The organism is Rhodococcus sp. F64268, assembly GCF_023015605.1.
GTDB lineage: Bacteria > Actinomycetota > Actinomycetes > Mycobacteriales > Mycobacteriaceae > Rhodococcus.
In genome coordinates this window covers 21,511-40,635 of sequence record NZ_JALKAI010000014.1, presented here as the reverse complement: position 1 = coordinate 40,635, position 19,125 = coordinate 21,511, and the positions used below count along the sequence as shown (strand labels likewise).

The window sequence follows — 19,125 nt, the reverse complement described above, 5'->3', positions numbered from 1 at the left end:
CTCCCTCATTGTCATCGGTGCACTCGTACCTTCACTTCGACGTAGCGGATCATATGACCACGATGCCGCCAGCCTGCTCGGACGGTCTGCTCGATCGTGTTCACGTCCGCCTCGCGCGGTGCGGGCACCCTCGCGACGACACGGTGGAGGGTGGGGTCGAACGGCGTGCCCACCTGCGCGGTCACGCGTTCGACTCCCATCCCCGCGAGCCGGTCGATGATGCCGGTGCGCTCTTCGCCCTCTGCTGCCACGTCGGCCGCGGTGATCAGGTCGTCGATCCGATCGGCGATCGGAGTCGTACCTGCATCATCGGTTGTCATGACGGATCAGGCGAGGTCGGTGTTGTACTCGGAGCTGCTGCCGGAGTCGAACTCGCTGACATCGACGTAGTCGTCGGCGGTGCCGTCACCGTCGTAGTCCACTGCGCCGGTGTGCAGGTCGATCACGGCGTCGACCTCGCCGTCGCCATCGGCATCGACCGCGGCAACATCGAGGCTGCCGTCGGCATCGGAGTCGACCGCGGATACGTCGATCAGCCCGTCACCGTTCGTGTCCATCGAGATCTGGTCGAACACGCCGTCGCCGTCGCTGTCGCTGATGTTGGCGTCGATGCGGCCGTCACCTTCGAGGTCGACGGTGGTCAGATCCACCACGCCGTCGCCGTCGGTGTCGTAGTCGACGTACTGGGCTCCGTCCGAGCCCGAGTACTCGTCGACGACCACCGGCCCGGAGCCGGACGCGCCGGCCGGTGCGGAACCGGGGTTGCCCGACGCCGCCGCACCTGTCTCGCTCGAGCTGGAAGACGCGGCGCGGTCGCTCGAGTTGGAAGCCGACGAGTTCGAACCGGTGACACCGGTGTCGAACGCGGAGGAGCGGTCGGCGGAATCAGTAGCCGAGGAGGAGGCGCCTGCGTTGGCGGAATCGGACGACGAGGCCCTGTTGCTCGAATCGGACGCAGAAGAGGACGCACCGACCGAGGCCGACGAGCCGCTGTCGCTCGCTGATCCGTACGACGAGTCGGAGCTGCTCGAGCCCGACGAGTCGTACCGCTCGTAACGCTCGTACGATTCGTAGCTCACGGAGCCCTGGTCGCTGGCCGACGACGATCCGAAGGACGAGTCGCTGTCGTACGTGGAACCGGAACCGTACGACGAATCGGCGCGGTCGCTCGCGGCGGACGCGGAGTCTGTGGAGGACGCGGTCGAGCCGAACGACGAGTCCGAGCGGGTGCTGTCGGTCGACTCTGCGGCCTGCCCGGATGCTGCGGCGCCGAAGTTGCTGTCGGAGCGGGTGCTGTCGGTGGACTCGGTGGCGGAGTCGGCCGAAGTGTTGGAGAAGAATCCGCTGGTCATGGTGTGCTCACTTTCCATCGGTACGTTCGGGCGCCGGTGACGGGGCGTTCGTGTGTGTCGGTGATATGAGGCGCCGGCGGGGCGAAAAGTTCCCGCAGAGTTCGAAATTTCCGCAGATTCGCCTGTTACCGCAGGTCAGTGCAGAGTGAGTCGCAGAAGAATGTTGTGTGTGGCGCCGTTGCCGGGTTCGGTTCGGTCACGGAGCCCGATCGGTTCGGTCCTTATCGAGTCCGGGCTGCGCTCCTACGGTGGAGGCGGAAGGTTGGGCGCGGACGTCCTCATGTGATGTCGCGTCACCACACCGTCAGCACGGGAAGGAACCTGCGCACTGTGACCACCGAGGCATTCATCTATGAAGCCATCCGAACCCCCCGCGGCCGCGGTAAGAAGAACGGCTCGCTGCACTCCGTCAAGCCGATCTCCCTGGTTACCGGCCTGATCGACGAATTGCGGGTCCGCTTCCCCGATCTCGACGAGGACCGCATCTCCGACCTGATTCTCGGCATCGTCGGACCGGTGGGCGACCAGGGCGCGGACATGGCCCGCGCCGCCGCCACCGCGGCCGGACTGCCCGACACTGTCGGCGGCGTCCAGATCAACCGCTTCTGCGCGTCCGGCCTCGAAGCCGTGAACACCGCGGCACAGAAGGTGCGTTCCGGCTGGGACGAGCTCGTCATCGCCGGTGGCGTCGAGTCCATGTCGCGCGTGCCGATGGGCTCCGACGGCGGCCCGTGGGGCCTGGATCCGGCCACCAACTACGACACCTACTTCGTGCCCCAGGGCGTCGGCGCCGACCTGATCGCAACGATCGAGGGCTTCTCCCGCGAGGACGTCGACGCCTACGCACTGCGTTCGCAGCAGCTCGCCGCTGCCGCGTGGTCGGGTGGCTACTTCGCGAAGTCCGTCGTCCCGGTCAAGGACCAGAACGGCCTGACGATTCTCGATCAGGACGAGCACATGCGTCCCGACACGACCCTCGCGGGTCTGGCCGGCCTGAAGCCGTCGTTCGCCACGGTCGGTGAGGTCGGTGGCTTCGACGCCGTCGCTCTGCAGAAGTTCCATTTCGTCGAGAAGATCAACCATGTCCACCACGGTGGCAACAGCTCGGGCATCGTGGACGGTGCCGCGCTGGTGCTCGTCGGCTCCGAGCAGGCGGGCAAGGATCTGAACCTGACCCCGCGTGCCCGCGTCGTCGCGACCGCCACATCGGGTGCCGACTCGACGATCATGCTCACCGGCCCGACACCGGCTACGAAGAAGGTTCTCGCCACCGCAGGCCTGACCGTCGACGATATCGACCTGTTCGAGATCAACGAGGCATTCGCCTCCGTCGTCCTGAAGTTCCAGAAGGACCTGAACATCCCGGACGAGAAGCTCAACGTCAACGGCGGCGCCATCGCCATGGGTCACCCGCTCGGCGCGACCGGTGCCATGATCCTCGGCACCATGGTCGACGAGCTCGAGCGCCGCGGCCTGCGTCGTGCCCTGCTCACCCTCTGCGTCGGTGGCGGCATGGGCGTGGCCACCATCATCGAGCGCGTCTGATACCGGAAGGATCCGAAATACAGTGACCGACAACATGATTTCCTGGGATCAGGACGCCGACGGCATCGTCGTTCTCACGCTCGACGACCCCAACCAGGGCGCGAACACGATGAACGCGCTCTACAAGGCCTCGATGAAGGCGACCGTCGATCGTCTCGTCGCAGAGAAGGACTCCCTGAGCGGCGTCGTCATCACCTCCGCGAAGAAGACCTTCTTCGCCGGCGGGGACCTGCGCAACATCATCGAGATCGGGCCCGACGACGCGCAGGCCGCGTTCGACGAGGTTCAGGACATCAAGTCCGACCTGCGTCGCCTCGAGACCCTCGGCAAGCCCGTCGTCGCCGCCATCAACGGTGCGGCGCTGGGCGGTGGCCTCGAGATCGCGCTCGCGACCCACCACCGAATTGCTGCCGACGTCAAGGGGATCCAGATCGGCCTGCCCGAGGCCAGTCTCGGGCTGTTGCCCGGTGGCGGCGGCATCACCCGCACCGTCCGCCTGCTCGGCCTGCAGACCGCGCTGCTCTCGCTTCTGCTGCAGGGCAACAAGTACAACGCGGTCAAGGCCAAGGAACTCGGTCTCGTGCACGAGGTCGTCGGCAGCATCGACGAGCTCGTTCCCGCCGCGAAGGCGTGGATCAAGGCCAACCCCGAGGGGGGTGTGCAGCCGTGGGATGTCAAGGGTTACAAGATCCCTGGCGGTACCCCGTCGTCACCCGCGTTCGCCGCGAACCTCCCGGCCTTCCCCGCGAACCTGCGCAAGCAGCTCAAGGGCGCCCCGATGCCTGCTCCGCGCGCGATCATGTCCGCAGCTGTCGAAGGCGCTCAGGTCGATTTCGACAACGCGTCGACGATCGAGTCCCGGTATTTCACCGAGCTCGCCACCGGCCAGGTCGCGAAGAACATGATTCAGGCGTTCTTCTTCGATATGCAGTCCATCGGTTCGGGTGCGTCGCGTCCGAAGGATGTGCCGAAGCGTGAGATCAAGAAGGTCGGCGTTCTCGGTGCGGGCATGATGGGCGCGGGCATCGCCTACGTGTCGGCTAAGGCCGGTTTCGATGTGGTACTCAAGGACGTCACCGTCGAGGCCGCAGAGCGCGGCAAGGACTACTCGGTCAAGATCGAGGAGAAGGCGCTCTCGCGTGGCAAGACCACCGAGGAGAAGTCGAAGGCTCTGCTCGGCCGGATCCACCCGACCGCCGACGCCGCAGACCTGAAGGGCGTCGACTTCGTCATCGAGGCCGTCTTCGAGAACACCGAGCTCAAGCACAAGGTGTTCCAGGAGATCGAGGACATCGTCGATCCCGATGCTCTGCTCGGCTCCAACACGTCGACGCTGCCGATCACGGGTCTCGCGACGGGCGTCAAGCGTCCCGAGGACTTCATCGGTATCCACTTCTTCTCGCCGGTCGACAAGATGCCGCTGGTCGAGATCATCAAGGGTGAGAAGACCTCCGACGAGGCGCTCGCCCGCGTGTTCGATTACACGCTCGCGATCCGCAAGACCCCGATCGTGGTCAACGACAGCCGCGGCTTCTTCACCTCGCGCGTGATCGGCACGTTCGTGAACGAGGCCATCGCGATGCTCGGTGAGGGCATCGAACCCGCGACGATCGAGCAGGCCGGTTCGCAGGCGGGGTATCCGGCTCCGCCGCTGCAGCTGACCGACGAGCTGAACATGAAGCTCATGCAGAAGATCGCGAAGGAGACCGCGGAGGCTGCGGCGCAGGGCGACACGAAGCTCGGCACCACTCGCCACCCCGCGATCGACGTCGTCGACTTCATGGTCGAGGCAGGTCGTCCGGGTCGTCTCGAGAAGGCGGGCTTCTACGAGTACGACGAGAACGGCAAGCGTCTCGGCATCTGGCAGGGCGTGCGCGATCACTACAAGACCGTGGCGACGCTCGACGTGCCGCTGCAGGATCTGATCGACCGCATGCTGTTCGCCGAGGCCATCGAGACCCAGAAGTGCTTCGACGAGGGCGTGCTCACCACGACCGCCGACGCCAACATCGGCTCGATCCTCGGTATCGGTTTCCCGGCCTGGACCGGTGGTGTCGCGCAGTACATCGTCGGATACCCGGGTGGTAAGGAAGGCTTCGTTAAGCGGGCCGAGGAACTCGCCGCCAAGTACGGCGAGCGTTTCACCCCGCCGGCGAGCCTGCGCTAACGCGCCCGTGCGTGGTTTTGGTAGCACCCACTACCAAAACCACGCACAACTTATCCACAGTCAGGGGCCCTCGAACGTGTTCGGGGGCTTCTGTCGTGTGTGGGTGACCACGCACGGGCGGCGGAGCTGCCTACGCGACCCACCACGGGCGCAGGGGGACCTGGGGAGCCTGGTCTGCCCCCAGCTTCACACCGAGAATCTGGTGGAGCTGGACACCGTTGCTCTCGAAGCCCACGCGCGAGCCCGCCATGTACAGACCCCACAGCCGCGCGGTGGCCTCGTCGACCTCGGAAAGTGCTGAATCCCAGTGCTTCTCGAGGTTCTCGCACCATGCTTTCAGGGTCAGCGCGTAATGCTGCCGCAGGTTCTCCTCGTGCATCACCTCGAAGCCGACGTTCTGGGCTTCCGAGATGAGCCGGCCCGACCCGGTGAGCTCCCCGTCGGGGAATACGTAGCGGTCGATGAAGCCGCCCGCCTTCATCCGCCCACGGTTGTGAGGGCGAGTGATGCTGTGGTTGAGCAGTAGACCGCCGACGCGGAGTTTGTCGTGCAGGAACCGGAAGTACGACGGGTAGTTCGCGGCACCGATGTGCTCGGTCAGGCCGATCGACGAGATCGCATCGAACCCGGTTTCCGACACGTCGCGATAGTCGGAGTGTCGCACCTCGGCGAGGTCGCCGAGACCTTCCTCGGCGATGGCCTTCTGCGCCCACTGGGCCTGTTCCTTCGACAGGGTCGCGCCGATGGCCTTCACACCTCGGCGAGCTGCGTAGCGCACCATGCCGCCCCAGCCGCAGCCGATATCGAGCAGGCGATCCCCGGGCTTCAGTCGTAGCTTCTCGAAGACGAGGCGGTATTTGTTCTCCTGGGCGTCCTCGAGACTTTGGTTCTCCGACTCGAACACCGCGCACGTGTACGTCATGGAGGGGCCGAGCACGTATTCGTAGAACGTGTTCGACACGTCGTAATGGTGATGAATCACTTCGGCGTCGCGTGCCTTCGAATGGCGAAGGCCCTCGGCGACGCGGCGCCAGCGGGGGAGATGTTCCTGCGGTGGAGGAGCGATCGGCCTGATCAGGTCGGGTCCGAGTGACCGCACGATCTGCGCGAGGGTCCGCGCAGGCGGGCGCTCGAAGTGCACACCGCCGAGTGCCTTGAGCAGGGGATACGGGTCGGCTGGGTGTACACCCTCCGCCTCGAGCGTGCCGGAAATGTATGCGCGGGCCATACCCAGGTCGCCCGGAGCGGTGACGATATAGGTAGCGCCTTCGGGGGCGGTTAGGTTGAGGCCGAACGGAGCGTCTGCGGGCCCGGTCTCGGAACCGTCGTATGCAGTGAACCGCAGCGGCATCTCACCGCCCGTTGCGATCTCGACGATCTGGGCAAGGTTGAGCTTGTCCGATTTATGCCCGGAGGCCTCCGATTTGAATGTGGTCAATGTCGTTGCACCGCCTTCGCGAACAGGTCCGTCAAGCGGGACCCTGGATCGTATCTATTCTTGAGCTCGGGATATTCCCCCTCGCCGTAGTAGAGCTTCTCGAATTCGTCACGGCTGTAGAAGGAATCGGAATACAGCGACTTGTGACCGTCGAGTGCCGCCACCTTACGCTCGATGCGGCGGTTCGCGGCACCTTCGGCCTCGCCGTGGACCACGGGCACCGACGACCAGAAACCGATGTTGACGTAGGTGCGTTTCGGCTCGAGCGGGTACAGCGGCCATGGCCGGCGAGGGTCGTACGACGCGGATCGATCGCGGAGACGTAAGGGGCACAGCCAGATCGGTTCGATGGGAATCTCATCGAGGAACCACTGCATGAACTCCTGAGTTCGTTCGATGGGAACCTCGATGTCCTGGACGACGCGTTCTCTCGGCGGGTTGCCCTTGCGGGCCTCGATGCGGTCCGCGATCGAGTACTTGTGGTCGAGCGCGATGAGCTTCCAGTAGAAGCTGCTGCGTAGCAGCTTCTTCGGCCACAGCCTCCGGATGCGAGGATTCTGGGCTCCGAAGGCGCGCGAGCACCAGAACCAGTCGGTGTCCCACCGCCACAGGTAGTCGCGGATGGTGAGGCGGTCGGTCTTGGGATGGTTGACGGACTCGTGCCGGATCGACTGGTAGAAGATGTTCATCTCGGTGTAGTTGGATACCGGACCGGCTTCGGAGGTCTGCACGCCGAGGGTGAGGTAGCTTTCGTCGGCGGAGAAGACCACACCGTCGACGTAGTCCACGGCAATTCCGGCGTACACGCGGTCGGCCGTGATCCGGTCGAGCGTCGACTGCAGGTCGGCAAGTGAGGTGAAACGCAGGTGACGCAACGCGACGAACGGCTTCACCGGTTCGAGTTCGATGCGAAGTCGCGTGGCATACCCCAGCGACCCGTAGGAGTTCGGGAAACCGCGGAACAGGTCGGCGTGTTCACCGTCCGGTGTGGCGGTGATGATCTCGCCACCCCCGGTGAGGATGTCCATCTCGAGGACCGATTCGTGCGGTAGCCCGTTGCGGAACGAGGTGGATTCGATGCCGAGCCCGGTGACTGCTCCGCCGAGAGTGATCGTCTTGAGCTGGGGCACGACCAGCGGCGCGAGTCCGTACGGAAGTGTCGCGTCGACGAGATCTTGGTACGTGCACATGCCGGCGACATCGGCCGTGCGTGCCTGCGGGTCGACGGAGATGACACCGCCGAGCCCCGATACGTCGAGACCCGGTGAGTCGACCTTCGTGCGTGCGCGGAACAGGTTCGAGGTCTTTTTCGCGAGACGTACCGGCGCATCGGCGGGGATGGTGCGATACGAGCGCAACAGACGGTGCACACCTTCGCGATGGACCGAGTCGCCGTACGGTCCGACACTTCGTGACGTTCTCAGCATTCGACTCCCCTGCAGCAGCGCATCAGTGGTGGAACCCACAATAGACCTGCCGGGAACCTACGTCGCGGTACTGACAGGCAGGATGTAGGGCGTCGGCGAGCCGCACGGGCTCGAAACGAATCCACAGTCACAGAGGAGTTCACCGTGGCACAGGTCAGTGCAAGCAGCTCGATCCAACTGGCAGCCGCACCCGAGAAGGTGCTCGCGGCGCTTGCGGATTACGAGACTGTGCGTCCGCGCATTCTCTCCGATCACTACCGCGACTATCGTGTGGTCTCCGGTGGGCAGGGAGACGGCACGATCGTGCACTGGCTGCTCCAGGCCACCGAGAAGCGGGTGCGCGACGTACAGGCGAAGGTGACGACCTCCGGTAGCACGATCACCGAGACCGACGCGAACTCGTCGCTCGTCACGACCTGGAGCGTGGTTCCCAACGGCACCGGCTCGACGGTCGTGACGCTCACCCAGTGGAACGGCGCGGGTGGCATCGGCGGATTCTTCGAGAAGACGTTTGCTCCGATCGGTCTGCGCAAGATCCAGAAGCAGGTTCTCGAGAATCTGAAGAACACCGTCGACTGACCTTCGGGTGAGTGTCGGCCAGGTGGACATGCGACTAACCTGGCTGACGAAACACCAGGTAGACGATCTCCATAGACAGAAACCTCCGTAGTCGGATGCTGGGTGACCGATGCCACCGGCTCGACAACGCAGGACCCGAACAGGAAGGACGTGTCCGTGCAACCCGGTGGTATGCCTGACATGCAGCAACTTCTCGCCCAAGCCCAGCAGATGCAGCAGCAGCTCATGGCTGCGCAGAACGAGATGGCGCAGGCCCACGTCACCGGCCAGGCCGGTGGCGGTCTCGTCACCGCAACGGTGAAGGGCACCGGCGAGGTCATCGCTGTGCAGATCGATCCGAAGGTTGTCGACCCGGACGACGTCGAGACTCTGCAGGACCTCGTTGTCGCTGCGGTTGCCGATGCGTCGGCCAAGGCCCAGGAGATCGCTGCCGAGAAGCTCGGTCCGCTCGCGGGCGGACTCGGTGGCGGCATCCCCGGCCTGCCCGGTTTCTAGAGGCACGCGTGTACGAAGGGCCGGTTCAGGACCTCATCGACGAGCTCGGCAAGCTTCCGGGCATCGGACCCAAGAGCGCGCAACGGATCGCGTTCCACCTGCTGTCGGTCGAGCCGCCGGAGATCGACCGGCTGCAGGCCGCGTTGCAGAAGGTCCGTGACGGCGTGCAATTCTGCGAGGTGTGCGGCACGGTGTCGGACCGGGAGCGGTGCCGAATCTGTGCAGATCCGCGGCGCGACCGAACGCAGATCTGTGTCGTCGAGGAACCCAAGGATGTGCAGGCGATCGAGCGGACCCGTGAATTCCGTGGCCGTTACCACGTACTCGGTGGGGCGCTCGATCCACTGAACGGTGTCGGTCCGGATCAACTCAACATCCGTGCGCTGCTCACCAGGATCGGCAACCAGGAAGACGGGGTCGATGTCTCCGAGGTGATCATTGCGACCGACCCGAACACCGAGGGTGAGGCGACGGCGACGTACTTGGTGCGGATGCTGCGGGACTTCCCGGGGCTCGTCGTCACTCGGCTGGCATCGGGACTCCCGATGGGTGGCGACCTCGAGTTCGCCGACGAGCTCACACTGGGTCGTGCAATGTCCGGAAGGCGGACGATGTGACGGATCGCCGGATGCCAGTGGCCACGGGTACACCCGAGAAGAGGCGACGGACGTCGGAGGAAACTCGGAGGCTGATCCTGGATGCCGCAGGTCTCGCGTTTGCGACGCGCCCGTATCGCGAGATCACCCTCAAGGACATCGCCGACGACGCCGGGGTCAGTGCCCCGCTGATCATCAAGTACTTCGGGTCCAAGGAGCAGTTGTACGACGAGCTGGTGGATTTCAAGGCTGCGGCCCACCTGCTGTACGACGGCCCGTTCGAGCGCCTGGGCGAGCGGATGGTCGAGATCTTCGCGCGGCAGTCTGCCCGGCACAAACCGTTGTCGATGGCGTTGCTGTTCATGAGTGGATCCAGCGAGGAGAGCAACCGCAAGCTTCGTGAGAACTACTCGTCCCAGATGATCGACGAGTTGGTGGCCTTGATGAAGGGGCCGGATGCACGGATGCGGGCGGAGCTCGTGTTCTCGATGCTTCTCGGGGTCGCGTTCATGCGCCGCCGGATGATGCAGGAGAAGGCGGCAGGGTCGGTCGACGAGGTGGTTGCCCTGTATGCGCCGCTCGTGCAGTCGCTGCTCGACGGCGACGGGCACTGAGACAATCCCCACTCCGGTTGTAGGTAAATGGCTGTTCACCTAAGGTGGTGAACAGCCATTTACCATCGCCGGAGGGAGTCGCGTGACAGTGTCGTTCCCTCTACGGCTGCATGCTCCGGGTTCGGGGCGCAGTGCGCCGGTGCAGAAGCGCACCGCGACCCGCTCCGACCGGTCGAATCTGTCGAAGTACGTTTTCCCCGTCCTCGCGGTGGGCGCGATCTTCCAGGCGATCATGCAGACGGTCATCGTGCCGTTGCTTCCGAGTCTGCCCGGTTTCACCGGAGCCGGACCCACCGCAGTGTCGTGGCTGGTCACAAGCACGCTGCTCGTCGGTGCGGTGATGACACCCATCTTCGGACGTCTCGCCGACATGATCGGCAAGAAGCAGATGCTCCTCATCGCGTTCGGGCTGATGACCGTCGGGTCGCTGATCTGTGCCGTGACGTCGAACATCGGATTGCTCATCTTCGCGCGCGGGCTCCAGGGGGCAGGTGCCGCTGTTCTTCCGATCGGCATGGCGATCCTGCGCGAGGTGATGCCGCGCGACCGCGTCGATCGCTCGATCGCGGTCCTCAGTTCCACCCTCGGCATCGGTACGGCCGTGGGAATCCCGTTCGCCGCAGCGATCGTTCAGTTCGCCAATTGGCACCTGTTGTTCTGGGTGACCACGGCGATCGGTGCGGGAGTCGCGGTCGCGGCCGCGTATGTCGTCCCCCGGTCGAGTACGCGCACCGGCGGTCGCTTCGATGTCGTGGGGGCCGTGGGGCTCTCGAGCGCGTTGATCTGCCTACTGGTGCCCATCACTCAGGGAAGCACGTGGGGGTGGACCAGCACCGCTGTCCTGACCATGTTCGCGTGCGCCGTCCTGTTGTTCGCGGTGTGGGGATTTCAGCAGTTGCGCAATCGCAACCCGCTCGTCGACCTGCGAGTGTCGGCGCGCCGTTCGGTTCTGGCGCCGCATCTGTCAGCGCTGCTCGTGGGCTTCGCCTTCTACGGAAACACCCTCATCACGACCCAACTGCTCCAGGCTTCGCCCGATCACGGTGCAGGGTACGGTCTGACGATTCTGCAGGCGGCAGTGTGCCAATTGCCGGCCAGCTTCGCGATGATGGTTTTCGCGCTCGTGGCCGCACGCGTCTCGGACCGGTTCGGGCCGAAATCGGCGATCATGGTGGGCGCAACCTTCCTCATCGTCGGCTACTCCATCCACGCGGTCCCGGACAAGCCGTTGTGGATGGTTGTGGCAGCCATCTTCATCGCTGCAATCGGGACGACGTTCGTGTACTGCACGCTGCCGATTCTCCTTCTCGGCGCTGTGCCGCTGTCCCAGAATGCGGCTGCGAACGGTGTCAACGTGTTGCTCAGGACCGTCGGGAGCACGATGTGCAGCGCAGTGGTCGCGTCAGTGCTCGCCGCGCACATGATCGCAGGCGGAATCGCGTCGAGCGGGTTCGTCGCCGTGTATCTGGTCTGCGGTGCGTGCGCCATCGTCGTATTCGTATCGGCGTTCGCGCTTCCGTCCCGCGGATCGAGGACGCCCAGTCCCGCAGACGTATGAGTCTGCGACACCGGGCGTCCGGTTCGGTGTTGCGGTGACAGCGTCAGACGCCGAGATCCCGCGGTCGGTAGCCCAGCGGGTAGCCGGGATACGTGCGATTGGTGGCATTGCTTGCCGATACCGACACTCTCCGCTTGGGGAGCCTGCGCACGAGCGCGGATCGCATCCGCAGTGCACCTTCCGAGACGGAACGCATGCGCGGTGAGCCCTTGGGGAATCCGAACGCGTGGGCCATACGGTCGTCGATCAGGGAATACACGACCTTCTCGACACCCGGACCGAGCACCTTCGGGTACCACGATTTGAACAGCTCGAGGGTGTAGGTGCCGATGGCGTGGTTGTCGTCGCTGTAATCGAACATCGTCTGTTCGTATTCGAGCTTGAACCGGTGGAACTCCTGGAACGACTCCGGGATGTCCTTGATACCCATCCGGATGCCGACCTGCCGGTAGAAGTAGAACGACGCGAGCCGCTCCTTCGGATGCAGGCGGCGCCAACCGTACTGGTCGATCCAGTCGAGCGGGTCGTACGCGAAGGTCGACAGCACGTACAGCATGTCGTCGTTGTCGATCGAGTACTTGCCGTGCATGCGGTTGATGTTGCGCAGTGATTCACGTCCGCGTTCGGCGTCGTATCCGTGCTCGATGAGTTCGGCCATCAACAGGGACGTGTCGTCGTAACGCTTCTGCGGCCGATGCTCGAACTCTCCGGTCCGGGCGAGCAGCTCGGAGATGGTCGGCACACAATACGTCCGGAACAGTGCGAACTCGAGCGACCGCTGGTAGTCCCACGGAAACTCGTAACCCGCGGTGATCCGCAGGATGTCCTGATGATGGGTGACCGGGTCGAGACCTTCGATCACCTTCAACCAGCCGTGTCGTCCGGCCTTCGGATGCGGGTCGCGATTCGGACCGGGAAACGTACCGGCCTTCTCGATCCGTGCTTCGGGTGACGCGACGACGGCAGGTTTGCGCGATCGTTTCGCGCGCGATCCCGTGGCTGTCATCTGCTCCTACCTTCCGTGCATGAACTTCAGCATCCTCGCGGCCAGATTCAGATCGCGTTCGGGTCGTTCGAGGCTCATCAGCTTCAGCGGCGAACTGAACTTCTCGACCGTCACCGACTTGGGCCGGCTGAACTCCCGGAGCCCGTCGGCGCCGTGGATACGTCCGAAGCCGGACTCGCCGATACCGCCGAACGGCAGTGACGGGATGCCTGCGAAGCCGAGTACCGAATTGACCGAAACCATGCCGTTGCGGAGGCGTCCGGCCAGCTCACGACCTTTGGCCTTGTTGCCGATGAAGATCGATGCGCCGAGCCCGTACGACGTGCCGTTGGCACGGTCGACTGCCTCGTCGAGGTCGCGTACCTTGTTGACGACGACGGTGGGGCCGAAGGTTTCCTCGCACACTGCGCGCGAGGTCTCGGGCACGTCGGTGAGGATCACGGGTTCGATGATGCGTTCGCCCACCGACTCGGCGCCGCCGACCACCGCGGTGCCGCCGCTTGCAAGAGCATCTTCGATATGACTGCGCACGATGTCGATCTGGCGGGGCAGAGTCATCGGGCCGTAGGTCGACTCGTTGCTTCCACCCGGCTCGGCGCGCTTCACTATGGCCGTCAGCTTGTCGAGGAACTCCTGGTAAGCGGACTCGACAACGTAGATGCGCTCGACGCCCGCGCATGTCTGTCCGGCATTGCCGAAAGCACCGAATGCGGCGAAATCCACCGCCTTGTCGATGTCGGCATCTGCCGCGACGATCATCGCGTCCTTGCCGCCGCATTCGGCCACGAGCGGGGTGAGCGACTCGGCGCACACGGCCATGACCTTGCGGGCTGTCGGTCCGGAGCCGGTGAACGCGACCTTGTCGACACCCGCGCGGGTGAGCGCAGCTCCGGTCTCACCGAGTCCGGTGACGACTTGGAACACCGGCTGGGTCGGGGCGATGGAGTTCCACTTCTCTTCGAGCCACTTGCCGACGCCCGGCGTCAGCTCGCTCGGCTTGAACACGATGGCGTTGCCTGCGGCGAGAGCGTACGAAATCGACCCCATCGGGGTGTAGACCGGATAGTTCCACGGCCCGATGACTCCGACGACGCCGAGTGCCTTGTACTCGAGGGTTGCGGACTGGTTGAAGCTTGCGACCCCCGAAGGCACCTTCCTGGCTTTGAGAACCTTCTTCGCGTTCTTCGCGGCCCAGTCGAGGTGTTCGATCGCGAGCATCACCTCGAGGAATGCGTCCCCGTACGGCTTGCCGGTCTCACGCGAGACCAACCTCGCCAGGGAGGCGGCGTCCTGTGCGACGGCTTTCTTGAATTCGAGGAGCCACTCGCGACGTCCGCGGAATCCTTGCGCGTCCCACCATCGTGCGGCGATCCGGGCGCGGTCGACGGCCTCGGCCACCGCTGCGGCATCGGCGATCGGATACTCGGCGATCACTTCACCCGAGCGGGGGTCGAGGCTGGCGAACGTGTCGGTCGTCGGTTCGGTGGTCGGGCCCGTCGTGCTGCTCTTCTGTGTCATCCCTCGACGCTTTCTGACGGATCACATCACATATATTTGATGTGATTAGCTGTAGTGGAGCTCACACTATGCGCCTCGTACCGAACGGACAAGCCCGCTCCGCTCGCTTCGGGCCGTCAGGAGAAACATATGGCCTCGCCGACCCGCGCAACCGATGCCGTTGCTGCCACTGGGGATACATCGAGTACGGATCCGACGCGTATGCGGAGACGCCCGCAGCTCTCCGACGAGGTGGCCTCCCACCTGCGCAGCGCGATCATGTCGGGTTCCTTCCGCTCGGGCGAATTCATCCGATTGGACGAGACCGCAGCAGAACTCGGAGTCAGCGTCACGCCGGTCAGGGAGGCGTTGCTCACACTGCGAGGTGAGGGCATGGTCGAGTCCGCACCGAATCGGGGATACCGCGTGTCGCCGATGAGTGGCTCCGACATCGACGACATCTTCTGGCTGCAAGGGCAACTCGCGGTCGAGCTCGCCCTGCGGGCTGCGGATCGCGCCGCTGCAGGCGATCTCGAGCGATTGGGAGATCTCAACGAGCGCCTGCGTGTGTGCGTGAGTGCGTCGAATGCCTCGGCGGGTTCGGAGGCATCGAGCGACGTCGAGCGAATTGCCGATGCCGAGTGGTGCTTCCACCGCGAGGTGAATCGAATCGCGAACAGTCCGAAGCTTGCATGGTTTCTCGATACTGCCGCCCGTGCGCTGCCGTATCGATTGTTCGCCCGGGACCCGCAGTGGGGAGTGGTGGCCGTGCGGTCGCACGAGCGGCTCATCGCTGCGATGCGTGCGGGGGAGCACAACGAGGTCATCACGCAGACCCTGGTCCAGTTCGACGACGCTGCAGCCCGGCTTCTGGCCCACCGGAGGCGGCTCGCCGAGAGTGCGGGCGGCAAATAGGGAACAAGGCCCCTTGCCTATCTGAGCACGGGCGTGCACAATTTGGATGACACTGCAGCATCCGTACTTTCGCCGAGGAGGCGACCCATGGCATCAACAGTGGAAGTAAACGAGCCCGACAGCGCAGTTGACGGCCTCGCCGATCACGCCACCGTCGATCGTGCTCCGGTCGAGCGTGGCTCGGTCGATCTCGCGGATTTCGTCGGCGAATCGATGCTTCTCCTCGGTGCCGGATCAACGGTGCTGCTGCAACTCGCCGACCGTGGTACCGGACACGGCGTGGCCGATCACAGCACCACTCTCCAGCGTCCGCTCGACCGGTTGCGCACCACGATGACATACGTATACGCGGTTACTCTCGGTACGCAGGAAGAGCGTAGGCAGATCGTCCGGATGGTCAACAAAGCTCACGTACCGGTGCGATCCGAGACCTACAATGCGTTCGATCCGGAACTCCAATTGTGGGTTGCAGCAACGCTCTACCGCAACGGCGTCCAGATGTACGAGCGTATGTTCCACAAACTCTCCGACGCAGACCTCGAATGGATCTACCAGCAATCCGCGGTCTACGGCACGGCGCTGCAGGTCAAAGAAGACATGTGGCCGGCCACACGCGCGGAGTTCGACGCATACTGGGACAACATGATCGCGACGATGGACGTCGATGAGAAGGTGCGGTCCTTCACCCGCGGTCTGCTCGGGGGCGGCGACTCCCCGCTTCCCGTGAAGCTGCTCATGCCGTTACAGCGCTTCATGACCATCGGCCTTCTGCCCCAGCGCATGCGCGACGAATTCTCCCTGCCGTGGAGCCCTCGCGACCAGCGCCGGTTCGATCTGTTCTGGAAGGTCGTGCCCCCGGTGTACAGAAGGGTGCCGCGGCCGATCCGGCAACTGTCCGCCACGTACTACCTGCGCGATATGCGGCGCCGCTTCGCCTCGGGTCGTCGCATCGTCTGACGCCCCAGCACGACGGATGTCGTCCTCGGCCGATTCATCGAACCGAGGACGACATCCGGATACGGGCGGTGGGTCAGAGCGCGACGTCGCGTTCGAGCCCGAACCAATAGTGTTCGCCGCCGTCGAAGACGAGTCCACCCTTGCCGTTCATCACGCCGATGACGGTGTCGTTGTCCACCTTCTTGAAATGGTCGAACACCGGCATCCCGTCGTAGACCATCGTCGCGGTCACCTCGCCGCGGAACACGACGTCCCACAGGCTCGCTTCGCCGCGACCGGTCTTCTTGTCGGAGAACAACTCTCCGTCGTCGTCCCGGCATACGAGCGGCTGGACCTCGGAGACCGAGACGAAGGACTTCCCGTACCAGCGGGCACCGCCGAGCATGTGGTGGGTGCGGTGACCGGTGTCGAAACTGAATCCTCTCCACCGGTATCCGACCAGGTCGTCGATCCGTGCGGGCTCCAGGCGCTCCCAGAGAGCGTCGAGCTCACGGGGGTCGATTCGGTCGGTGCGGGCACGTAGTGCTGCGAGTTCCGAGGCGACATCCATGTCGGTTCCTGTCAGTCGAAGGTGAGTACGGCCTTGACGACCTCACCTGCAGTCACTGCGGCGAAGGCGTCGTCGAGCTTGTCGAAGGGGAATGTGCTGGTGATTTTCTCGACGGGGAAGCGGCCGTCGCGCCAGAATGCTGCGAGTTCGGGAAGGAAGACGTGTGGGTCGGCGTCGCCCTCGATGACCCCGGTCAGTGTGCGGCCGCTCAGTAGATGCGTCTGATCGATCGTGATCGGGTTCCGTCCTCCGCGTAGGCCGAGGGTCGCGCACACTCCCGGGCTCGCGAGTGACGACATCGCCTGGCGGATGACTGCTTCGGACCCCACCGATTCCACCGCGTAGTCGACGCCTCCGTCGGTGCTGCGGCGGATGTGGCGGCCGATGTCGTCGACCTCGTCGGGAGACAAGACCGCAGTGGCGCCCAGCTCGAGTGCCGGCGAATGCCGACGGGGGTTCGGGTCGATGCCGATGATGGTGTCGCAGCGAGCGATCTTCGCGGCCATGACCGCCGCCATTCCTACCGCACCGAGACCGAATACTGCTATCGATGAACCTGATTCGGGCTGCAGGACGCGAAGGACGGTGCCGGCTCCTGTGGCGAGTCCGCACCCGAGTGGGCCTGCGAGTTCGACGGGCACACCGGGAGGGAGACGGACGACGTTACGATCGGTCGCGACCACGAGCGACGAGAACGACGACTGACCGAACCAGTTGCCGTGAACCGGTTTGCCCGAGCCGTCGTGAAATACGGACGTGCCGTCGGGTCGGGTACCCGAGTAGTTCAGCGGAGCAAACCGCGCGCAGTAGGCGGGACGGCCACGGCGGCAGTTGCGGCAGCTCCGGCAGGAATCGAAGCCGATGACCACTGAATCGCCCACGCGCAGGCCGACGACGTTGGCACCGACCTCGACGACCACCCCCGAACCCTCATGGCCCAGTACCGCAGGAAGGGGGATCGGCACTCCGCCGGACGCTGCGGTGAGGTCGGTGTGACAGATTCCCACGCCGCGGATCCTCACGAGGAGTTCGTCGGCCCGGAGCTCGGGGACCACAACGGATTCGATCTGCATGGGAGCGCTGTGTTCGCGTAACACGGCAGCCCGCGCGATACGGCTCATGGGCGCAGCACCTCACCGGACTCGCTGCGGTTGCCCACGAGCACCGCCAGCATCAGCTGCTGCACTCGTCTCCGATTGGATTCCGTACTCCGGAAGCGCATCACCTGTCCGACGTCGAGGGACAGGATGAGCGCAGCGTGGACGAGGAAGCGGCATTCGACGGCCGAGAGATCGGTGCGTAACTCGGCGACGATGCGCGCCCACTCCTCGATGTTCAAGCGCTGGATATTGCGGAGGTCGCTGCGGTGGGCCTTCGGGAGGTTGCCGATCTCGGCGAAATAGACCGACATCAGCTCACTGTGATCGAACGCCAGCCGAACGAACACGTCCACCAGATGCTCGAGTGCCTGGTCGGAGGTCGACGATTCGGTCAGTGCCGACTCGACGGACATCGCAACGCGGTCGCCCGCACGGTGGAACGCCGTGGCGAGCAGATCGGCCTTACTCGGGAAGTGCCGGTACACACCGGAAGCGTTGATTCCGGCTGCGGCACCGATCTCCTCGATGCTCACATCGTGATAGCCGTGTGCGTCGAACAGCAGAACTGCCTCGTGCAGCAGCACTTCGCGCTTGTTGGACGTAGCGAGACCGGACTTGGTCGGCGGCTCGCCGGAATCGGGATCGGCGGGAGCGAGAGGTGTCGCCAGAATCGAGTGGCACGCGTCGAGCAGGAGTTGCTGGAGCCGACGGTTCGACAGCGGTGCGCGATGGGTGGTGATCGAGCCGATCGTGCTCAACAGTGCAGTGCTGAGCACCACGTAGTCGGAGGCGGTGAGGTCGGGACGAAGCTGCGCCGTGAGTTGGGCGAGGCGTCGATTGATCGCGACCATCTTGCCGCGAACTTGTAGACGGTCGTCCTTGGACAGGTAACGACGTTCCCACCGGTAGAGCCCGCCGGTTCGACGGTTGGTGATGGTGGTGCGGATCGTCGCAGTGAGCAGACGGTCGAGGGTGTCGCTCGGATCGGTGTCGTCGCCGGAGTCGAACTCGTCGACGGCAGCTCCGAGAGAGTCGGCCAGCTCATTGACCGCGTGCCGGAACAGCGCGTACTTGTTCGGGAAATGGCGGTAGAGGGCGGGCCCCGAGATGCCGACGGTCTTGGCGATCTCGTCGATGCTCACGCCGTGATAGCCGCGCTCGCTGAAGGCTTCGGCCGCGACGGCTGCGATCTGCGCCTTGCGGTTCTTGGGGCGTCGGCGCACCCCGGCGGTCTTGCCATCGGCGATTGATCGTGCGCGCGCCCCGACCTGCGCGTGTTCGGCCACCTGAACTCCTCGTCGATTGTGTCGGACCCGCGACCGATCGCGG

The 19,125-nt window shown here is 64.6% G+C and carries 20 protein-coding genes; 11 read left to right on the top strand and 9 right to left on the bottom strand.

The window, feature by feature from the left end; translation table 11 throughout:
• Positions 1 to 11: 11 nt before the first annotated feature.
• Together MWU77_RS22830 and MWU77_RS22825 are read right to left on the bottom strand one after the other, a co-directional pair.
• Positions 12 to 320, bottom strand: a complete 309-nt coding sequence (locus MWU77_RS22830; RefSeq protein WP_247274842.1) for a nucleotide exchange factor GrpE — start codon at positions 318 to 320, stop codon at positions 12 to 14.
• 6 nt (positions 321 to 326) lie between these two features.
• Positions 327 to 722, bottom strand: a complete 396-nt coding sequence (locus MWU77_RS22825) for a hypothetical protein (protein ID WP_247274841.1) — start codon at positions 720 to 722, stop codon at positions 327 to 329.
• A gap of 40 nt (positions 723 to 762) precedes the next feature.
• Here MWU77_RS22825 and MWU77_RS22820 point away from each other — a divergent pair, with 40 nt between their 5' ends.
• The 4 genes from MWU77_RS22820 (at position 763) to MWU77_RS22805 (ending at position 5,064) form a co-directional block, all read left to right on the top strand.
• Complete coding sequence (locus MWU77_RS22820; RefSeq protein WP_206040523.1) at positions 763 to 1,056, top strand: hypothetical protein; 294 nt, start codon at positions 763 to 765, stop codon at positions 1,054 to 1,056.
• A gap of 75 nt (positions 1,057 to 1,131) precedes the next feature.
• Positions 1,132 to 1,392 (top strand): hypothetical protein, encoded by a 261-nt coding sequence (locus tag MWU77_RS22815; RefSeq protein WP_169690634.1) that lies wholly within the window; start codon positions 1,132 to 1,134, stop codon positions 1,390 to 1,392.
• Between the two features lie 290 nt (positions 1,393 to 1,682).
• On the top strand, positions 1,683 to 2,897 hold the full coding sequence (locus tag MWU77_RS22810; RefSeq protein WP_169690718.1) for an acetyl-CoA C-acetyltransferase: 1,215 nt from the start codon (positions 1,683 to 1,685) through the stop codon (positions 2,895 to 2,897).
• Positions 2,898 to 2,931: 34 nt separating this feature from the next.
• The gene (locus MWU77_RS22805; protein WP_281499561.1) at positions 2,932 to 5,064 is read left to right on the top strand and encodes a 3-hydroxyacyl-CoA dehydrogenase NAD-binding domain-containing protein; all 2,133 of its coding nucleotides are present in this window, start codon (positions 2,932 to 2,934) and stop codon (positions 5,062 to 5,064) included.
• A 130-nt stretch (positions 5,065 to 5,194) separates the two neighbouring features.
• Here MWU77_RS22805 and MWU77_RS22800 read toward each other — a convergent pair whose 3' ends face one another.
• Both MWU77_RS22800 and MWU77_RS22795 read right to left on the bottom strand, forming a co-directional pair.
• Positions 5,195 to 6,502: a class I SAM-dependent methyltransferase gene (locus tag MWU77_RS22800; RefSeq protein ID WP_247274839.1), complete on the bottom strand. Its 1,308-nt coding sequence runs from the start codon at positions 6,500 to 6,502 to the stop codon at positions 5,195 to 5,197.
• A complete protein-coding gene (locus MWU77_RS22795; protein WP_247274838.1) occupies positions 6,499 to 7,929 on the bottom strand; it encodes an FAD-binding oxidoreductase in 1,431 nt (476 codons plus the stop codon). Before MWU77_RS22795 ends, MWU77_RS22800 begins: the two co-directional genes overlap by 4 nt.
• A 144-nt stretch (positions 7,930 to 8,073) precedes the next feature.
• Between MWU77_RS22795 and MWU77_RS22790 the strand changes: the two genes are divergently transcribed.
• The 5 genes from MWU77_RS22790 (at position 8,074) to MWU77_RS22770 (ending at position 11,771) form a co-directional block, all read left to right on the top strand.
• The gene (locus MWU77_RS22790) at positions 8,074 to 8,508 is read left to right on the top strand and encodes an SRPBCC family protein (protein WP_169690714.1); all 435 of its coding nucleotides are present in this window, start codon (positions 8,074 to 8,076) and stop codon (positions 8,506 to 8,508) included.
• Between the two features lie 171 nt (positions 8,509 to 8,679).
• The gene (locus tag MWU77_RS22785) at positions 8,680 to 9,003 is read left to right on the top strand and encodes a YbaB/EbfC family nucleoid-associated protein (protein ID WP_169690783.1); all 324 of its coding nucleotides are present in this window, start codon (positions 8,680 to 8,682) and stop codon (positions 9,001 to 9,003) included.
• Positions 9,004 to 9,011: 8 nt separating this feature from the next.
• Entirely contained in the window at positions 9,012 to 9,620 is a 609-nt protein-coding gene (gene recR / locus MWU77_RS22780) for a recombination mediator RecR (RefSeq protein ID WP_169690713.1), read from the top strand.
• A gap of 11 nt (positions 9,621 to 9,631) precedes the next feature.
• Positions 9,632 to 10,213, top strand: coding sequence for a TetR/AcrR family transcriptional regulator (locus MWU77_RS22775; protein WP_169690712.1), 582 nt, complete (start codon positions 9,632 to 9,634; stop codon positions 10,211 to 10,213).
• An 82-nt stretch (positions 10,214 to 10,295) separates the two neighbouring features.
• On the top strand, positions 10,296 to 11,771 hold the full coding sequence (locus tag MWU77_RS22770; protein WP_374229957.1) for an MFS transporter: 1,476 nt from the start codon (positions 10,296 to 10,298) through the stop codon (positions 11,769 to 11,771).
• Positions 11,772 to 11,814: 43 nt separating this feature from the next.
• Here the strand turns inward: MWU77_RS22770 and MWU77_RS22765 are convergent, their stop codons facing one another.
• Positions 11,815 to 12,777 carry an oxygenase MpaB family protein gene (locus MWU77_RS22765; RefSeq protein ID WP_169690711.1) on the bottom strand — a complete coding sequence of 321 codons (963 nt, stop codon included), beginning with the start codon at positions 12,775 to 12,777 and terminating at the stop codon, positions 11,815 to 11,817.
• A 6-nt stretch (positions 12,778 to 12,783) separates the two neighbouring features.
• Positions 12,784 to 14,295 (bottom strand): aldehyde dehydrogenase family protein, encoded by a 1,512-nt coding sequence (locus tag MWU77_RS22760; protein ID WP_169690710.1) that lies wholly within the window; start codon positions 14,293 to 14,295, stop codon positions 12,784 to 12,786.
• A gap of 129 nt (positions 14,296 to 14,424) precedes the next feature.
• Here MWU77_RS22760 and MWU77_RS22755 point away from each other — a divergent pair, with 129 nt between their 5' ends.
• Both MWU77_RS22755 and MWU77_RS22750 read left to right on the top strand, forming a co-directional pair.
• Positions 14,425 to 15,189, top strand: coding sequence for a GntR family transcriptional regulator (locus MWU77_RS22755; RefSeq protein ID WP_374229956.1), 765 nt, complete (start codon positions 14,425 to 14,427; stop codon positions 15,187 to 15,189).
• A gap of 87 nt (positions 15,190 to 15,276) precedes the next feature.
• Complete coding sequence (locus tag MWU77_RS22750) at positions 15,277 to 16,146, top strand: oxygenase MpaB family protein (RefSeq protein WP_169690709.1); 870 nt, start codon at positions 15,277 to 15,279, stop codon at positions 16,144 to 16,146.
• 73 nt (positions 16,147 to 16,219) lie between these two features.
• Here MWU77_RS22750 and MWU77_RS22745 read toward each other — a convergent pair whose 3' ends face one another.
• From MWU77_RS22745 to MWU77_RS22735, 3 genes are read right to left on the bottom strand one after another with little or no spacing between them, the layout of a single operon-like run.
• The gene (locus MWU77_RS22745) at positions 16,220 to 16,696 is read right to left on the bottom strand and encodes a DUF4334 domain-containing protein (RefSeq protein ID WP_247274837.1); all 477 of its coding nucleotides are present in this window, start codon (positions 16,694 to 16,696) and stop codon (positions 16,220 to 16,222) included.
• 11 nt (positions 16,697 to 16,707) lie between these two features.
• On the bottom strand, positions 16,708 to 17,817 hold the full coding sequence (locus MWU77_RS22740) for an NAD(P)-dependent alcohol dehydrogenase (protein WP_169690707.1): 1,110 nt from the start codon (positions 17,815 to 17,817) through the stop codon (positions 16,708 to 16,710).
• Entirely contained in the window at positions 17,814 to 19,082 is a 1,269-nt protein-coding gene (locus tag MWU77_RS22735; protein WP_374229955.1) for a TetR/AcrR family transcriptional regulator, read from the bottom strand. The genes MWU77_RS22740 and MWU77_RS22735 overlap by 4 nt, the downstream gene beginning before the upstream one ends.
• Positions 19,083 to 19,125: the final 43 nt, after the last annotated feature.

What these genes read in the sequence shown, in the direction of transcription:
- MWU77_RS22830 (WP_247274842.1), bottom strand. Translation starts at nt 320, where the DNA reads ATGACAACCGATGATGCAGGTACGACTCCGATCGCCGATCGGATCGAC.
- MWU77_RS22755 (WP_374229956.1), top strand. Translation starts at nt 14,425, where the DNA reads ATGGCCTCGCCGACCCGCGCAACCGATGCCGTTGCTGCCACTGGGGAT.
- MWU77_RS22765 (WP_169690711.1), bottom strand. Translation starts at nt 12,777, where the DNA reads ATGACAGCCACGGGATCGCGCGCGAAACGATCGCGCAAACCTGCCGTC.
- MWU77_RS22745 (WP_247274837.1), bottom strand. Translation starts at nt 16,696, where the DNA reads ATGGATGTCGCCTCGGAACTCGCAGCACTACGTGCCCGCACCGACCGA.
- MWU77_RS22760 (WP_169690710.1), bottom strand. Translation starts at nt 14,295, where the DNA reads ATGACACAGAAGAGCAGCACGACGGGCCCGACCACCGAACCGACGACC.
- MWU77_RS22785 (WP_169690783.1), top strand. Translation starts at nt 8,680, where the DNA reads ATGCCTGACATGCAGCAACTTCTCGCCCAAGCCCAGCAGATGCAGCAG.
- MWU77_RS22775 (WP_169690712.1), top strand. Translation starts at nt 9,632, where the DNA reads ATGCCAGTGGCCACGGGTACACCCGAGAAGAGGCGACGGACGTCGGAG.
- MWU77_RS22750 (WP_169690709.1), top strand. Translation starts at nt 15,277, where the DNA reads ATGGCATCAACAGTGGAAGTAAACGAGCCCGACAGCGCAGTTGACGGC.
- MWU77_RS22740 (WP_169690707.1), bottom strand. Translation starts at nt 17,817, where the DNA reads ATGAGCCGTATCGCGCGGGCTGCCGTGTTACGCGAACACAGCGCTCCC.
- MWU77_RS22805 (WP_281499561.1), top strand. Translation starts at nt 2,932, where the DNA reads ATGATTTCCTGGGATCAGGACGCCGACGGCATCGTCGTTCTCACGCTC.
- MWU77_RS22795 (WP_247274838.1), bottom strand. Translation starts at nt 7,929, where the DNA reads ATGCTGAGAACGTCACGAAGTGTCGGACCGTACGGCGACTCGGTCCAT.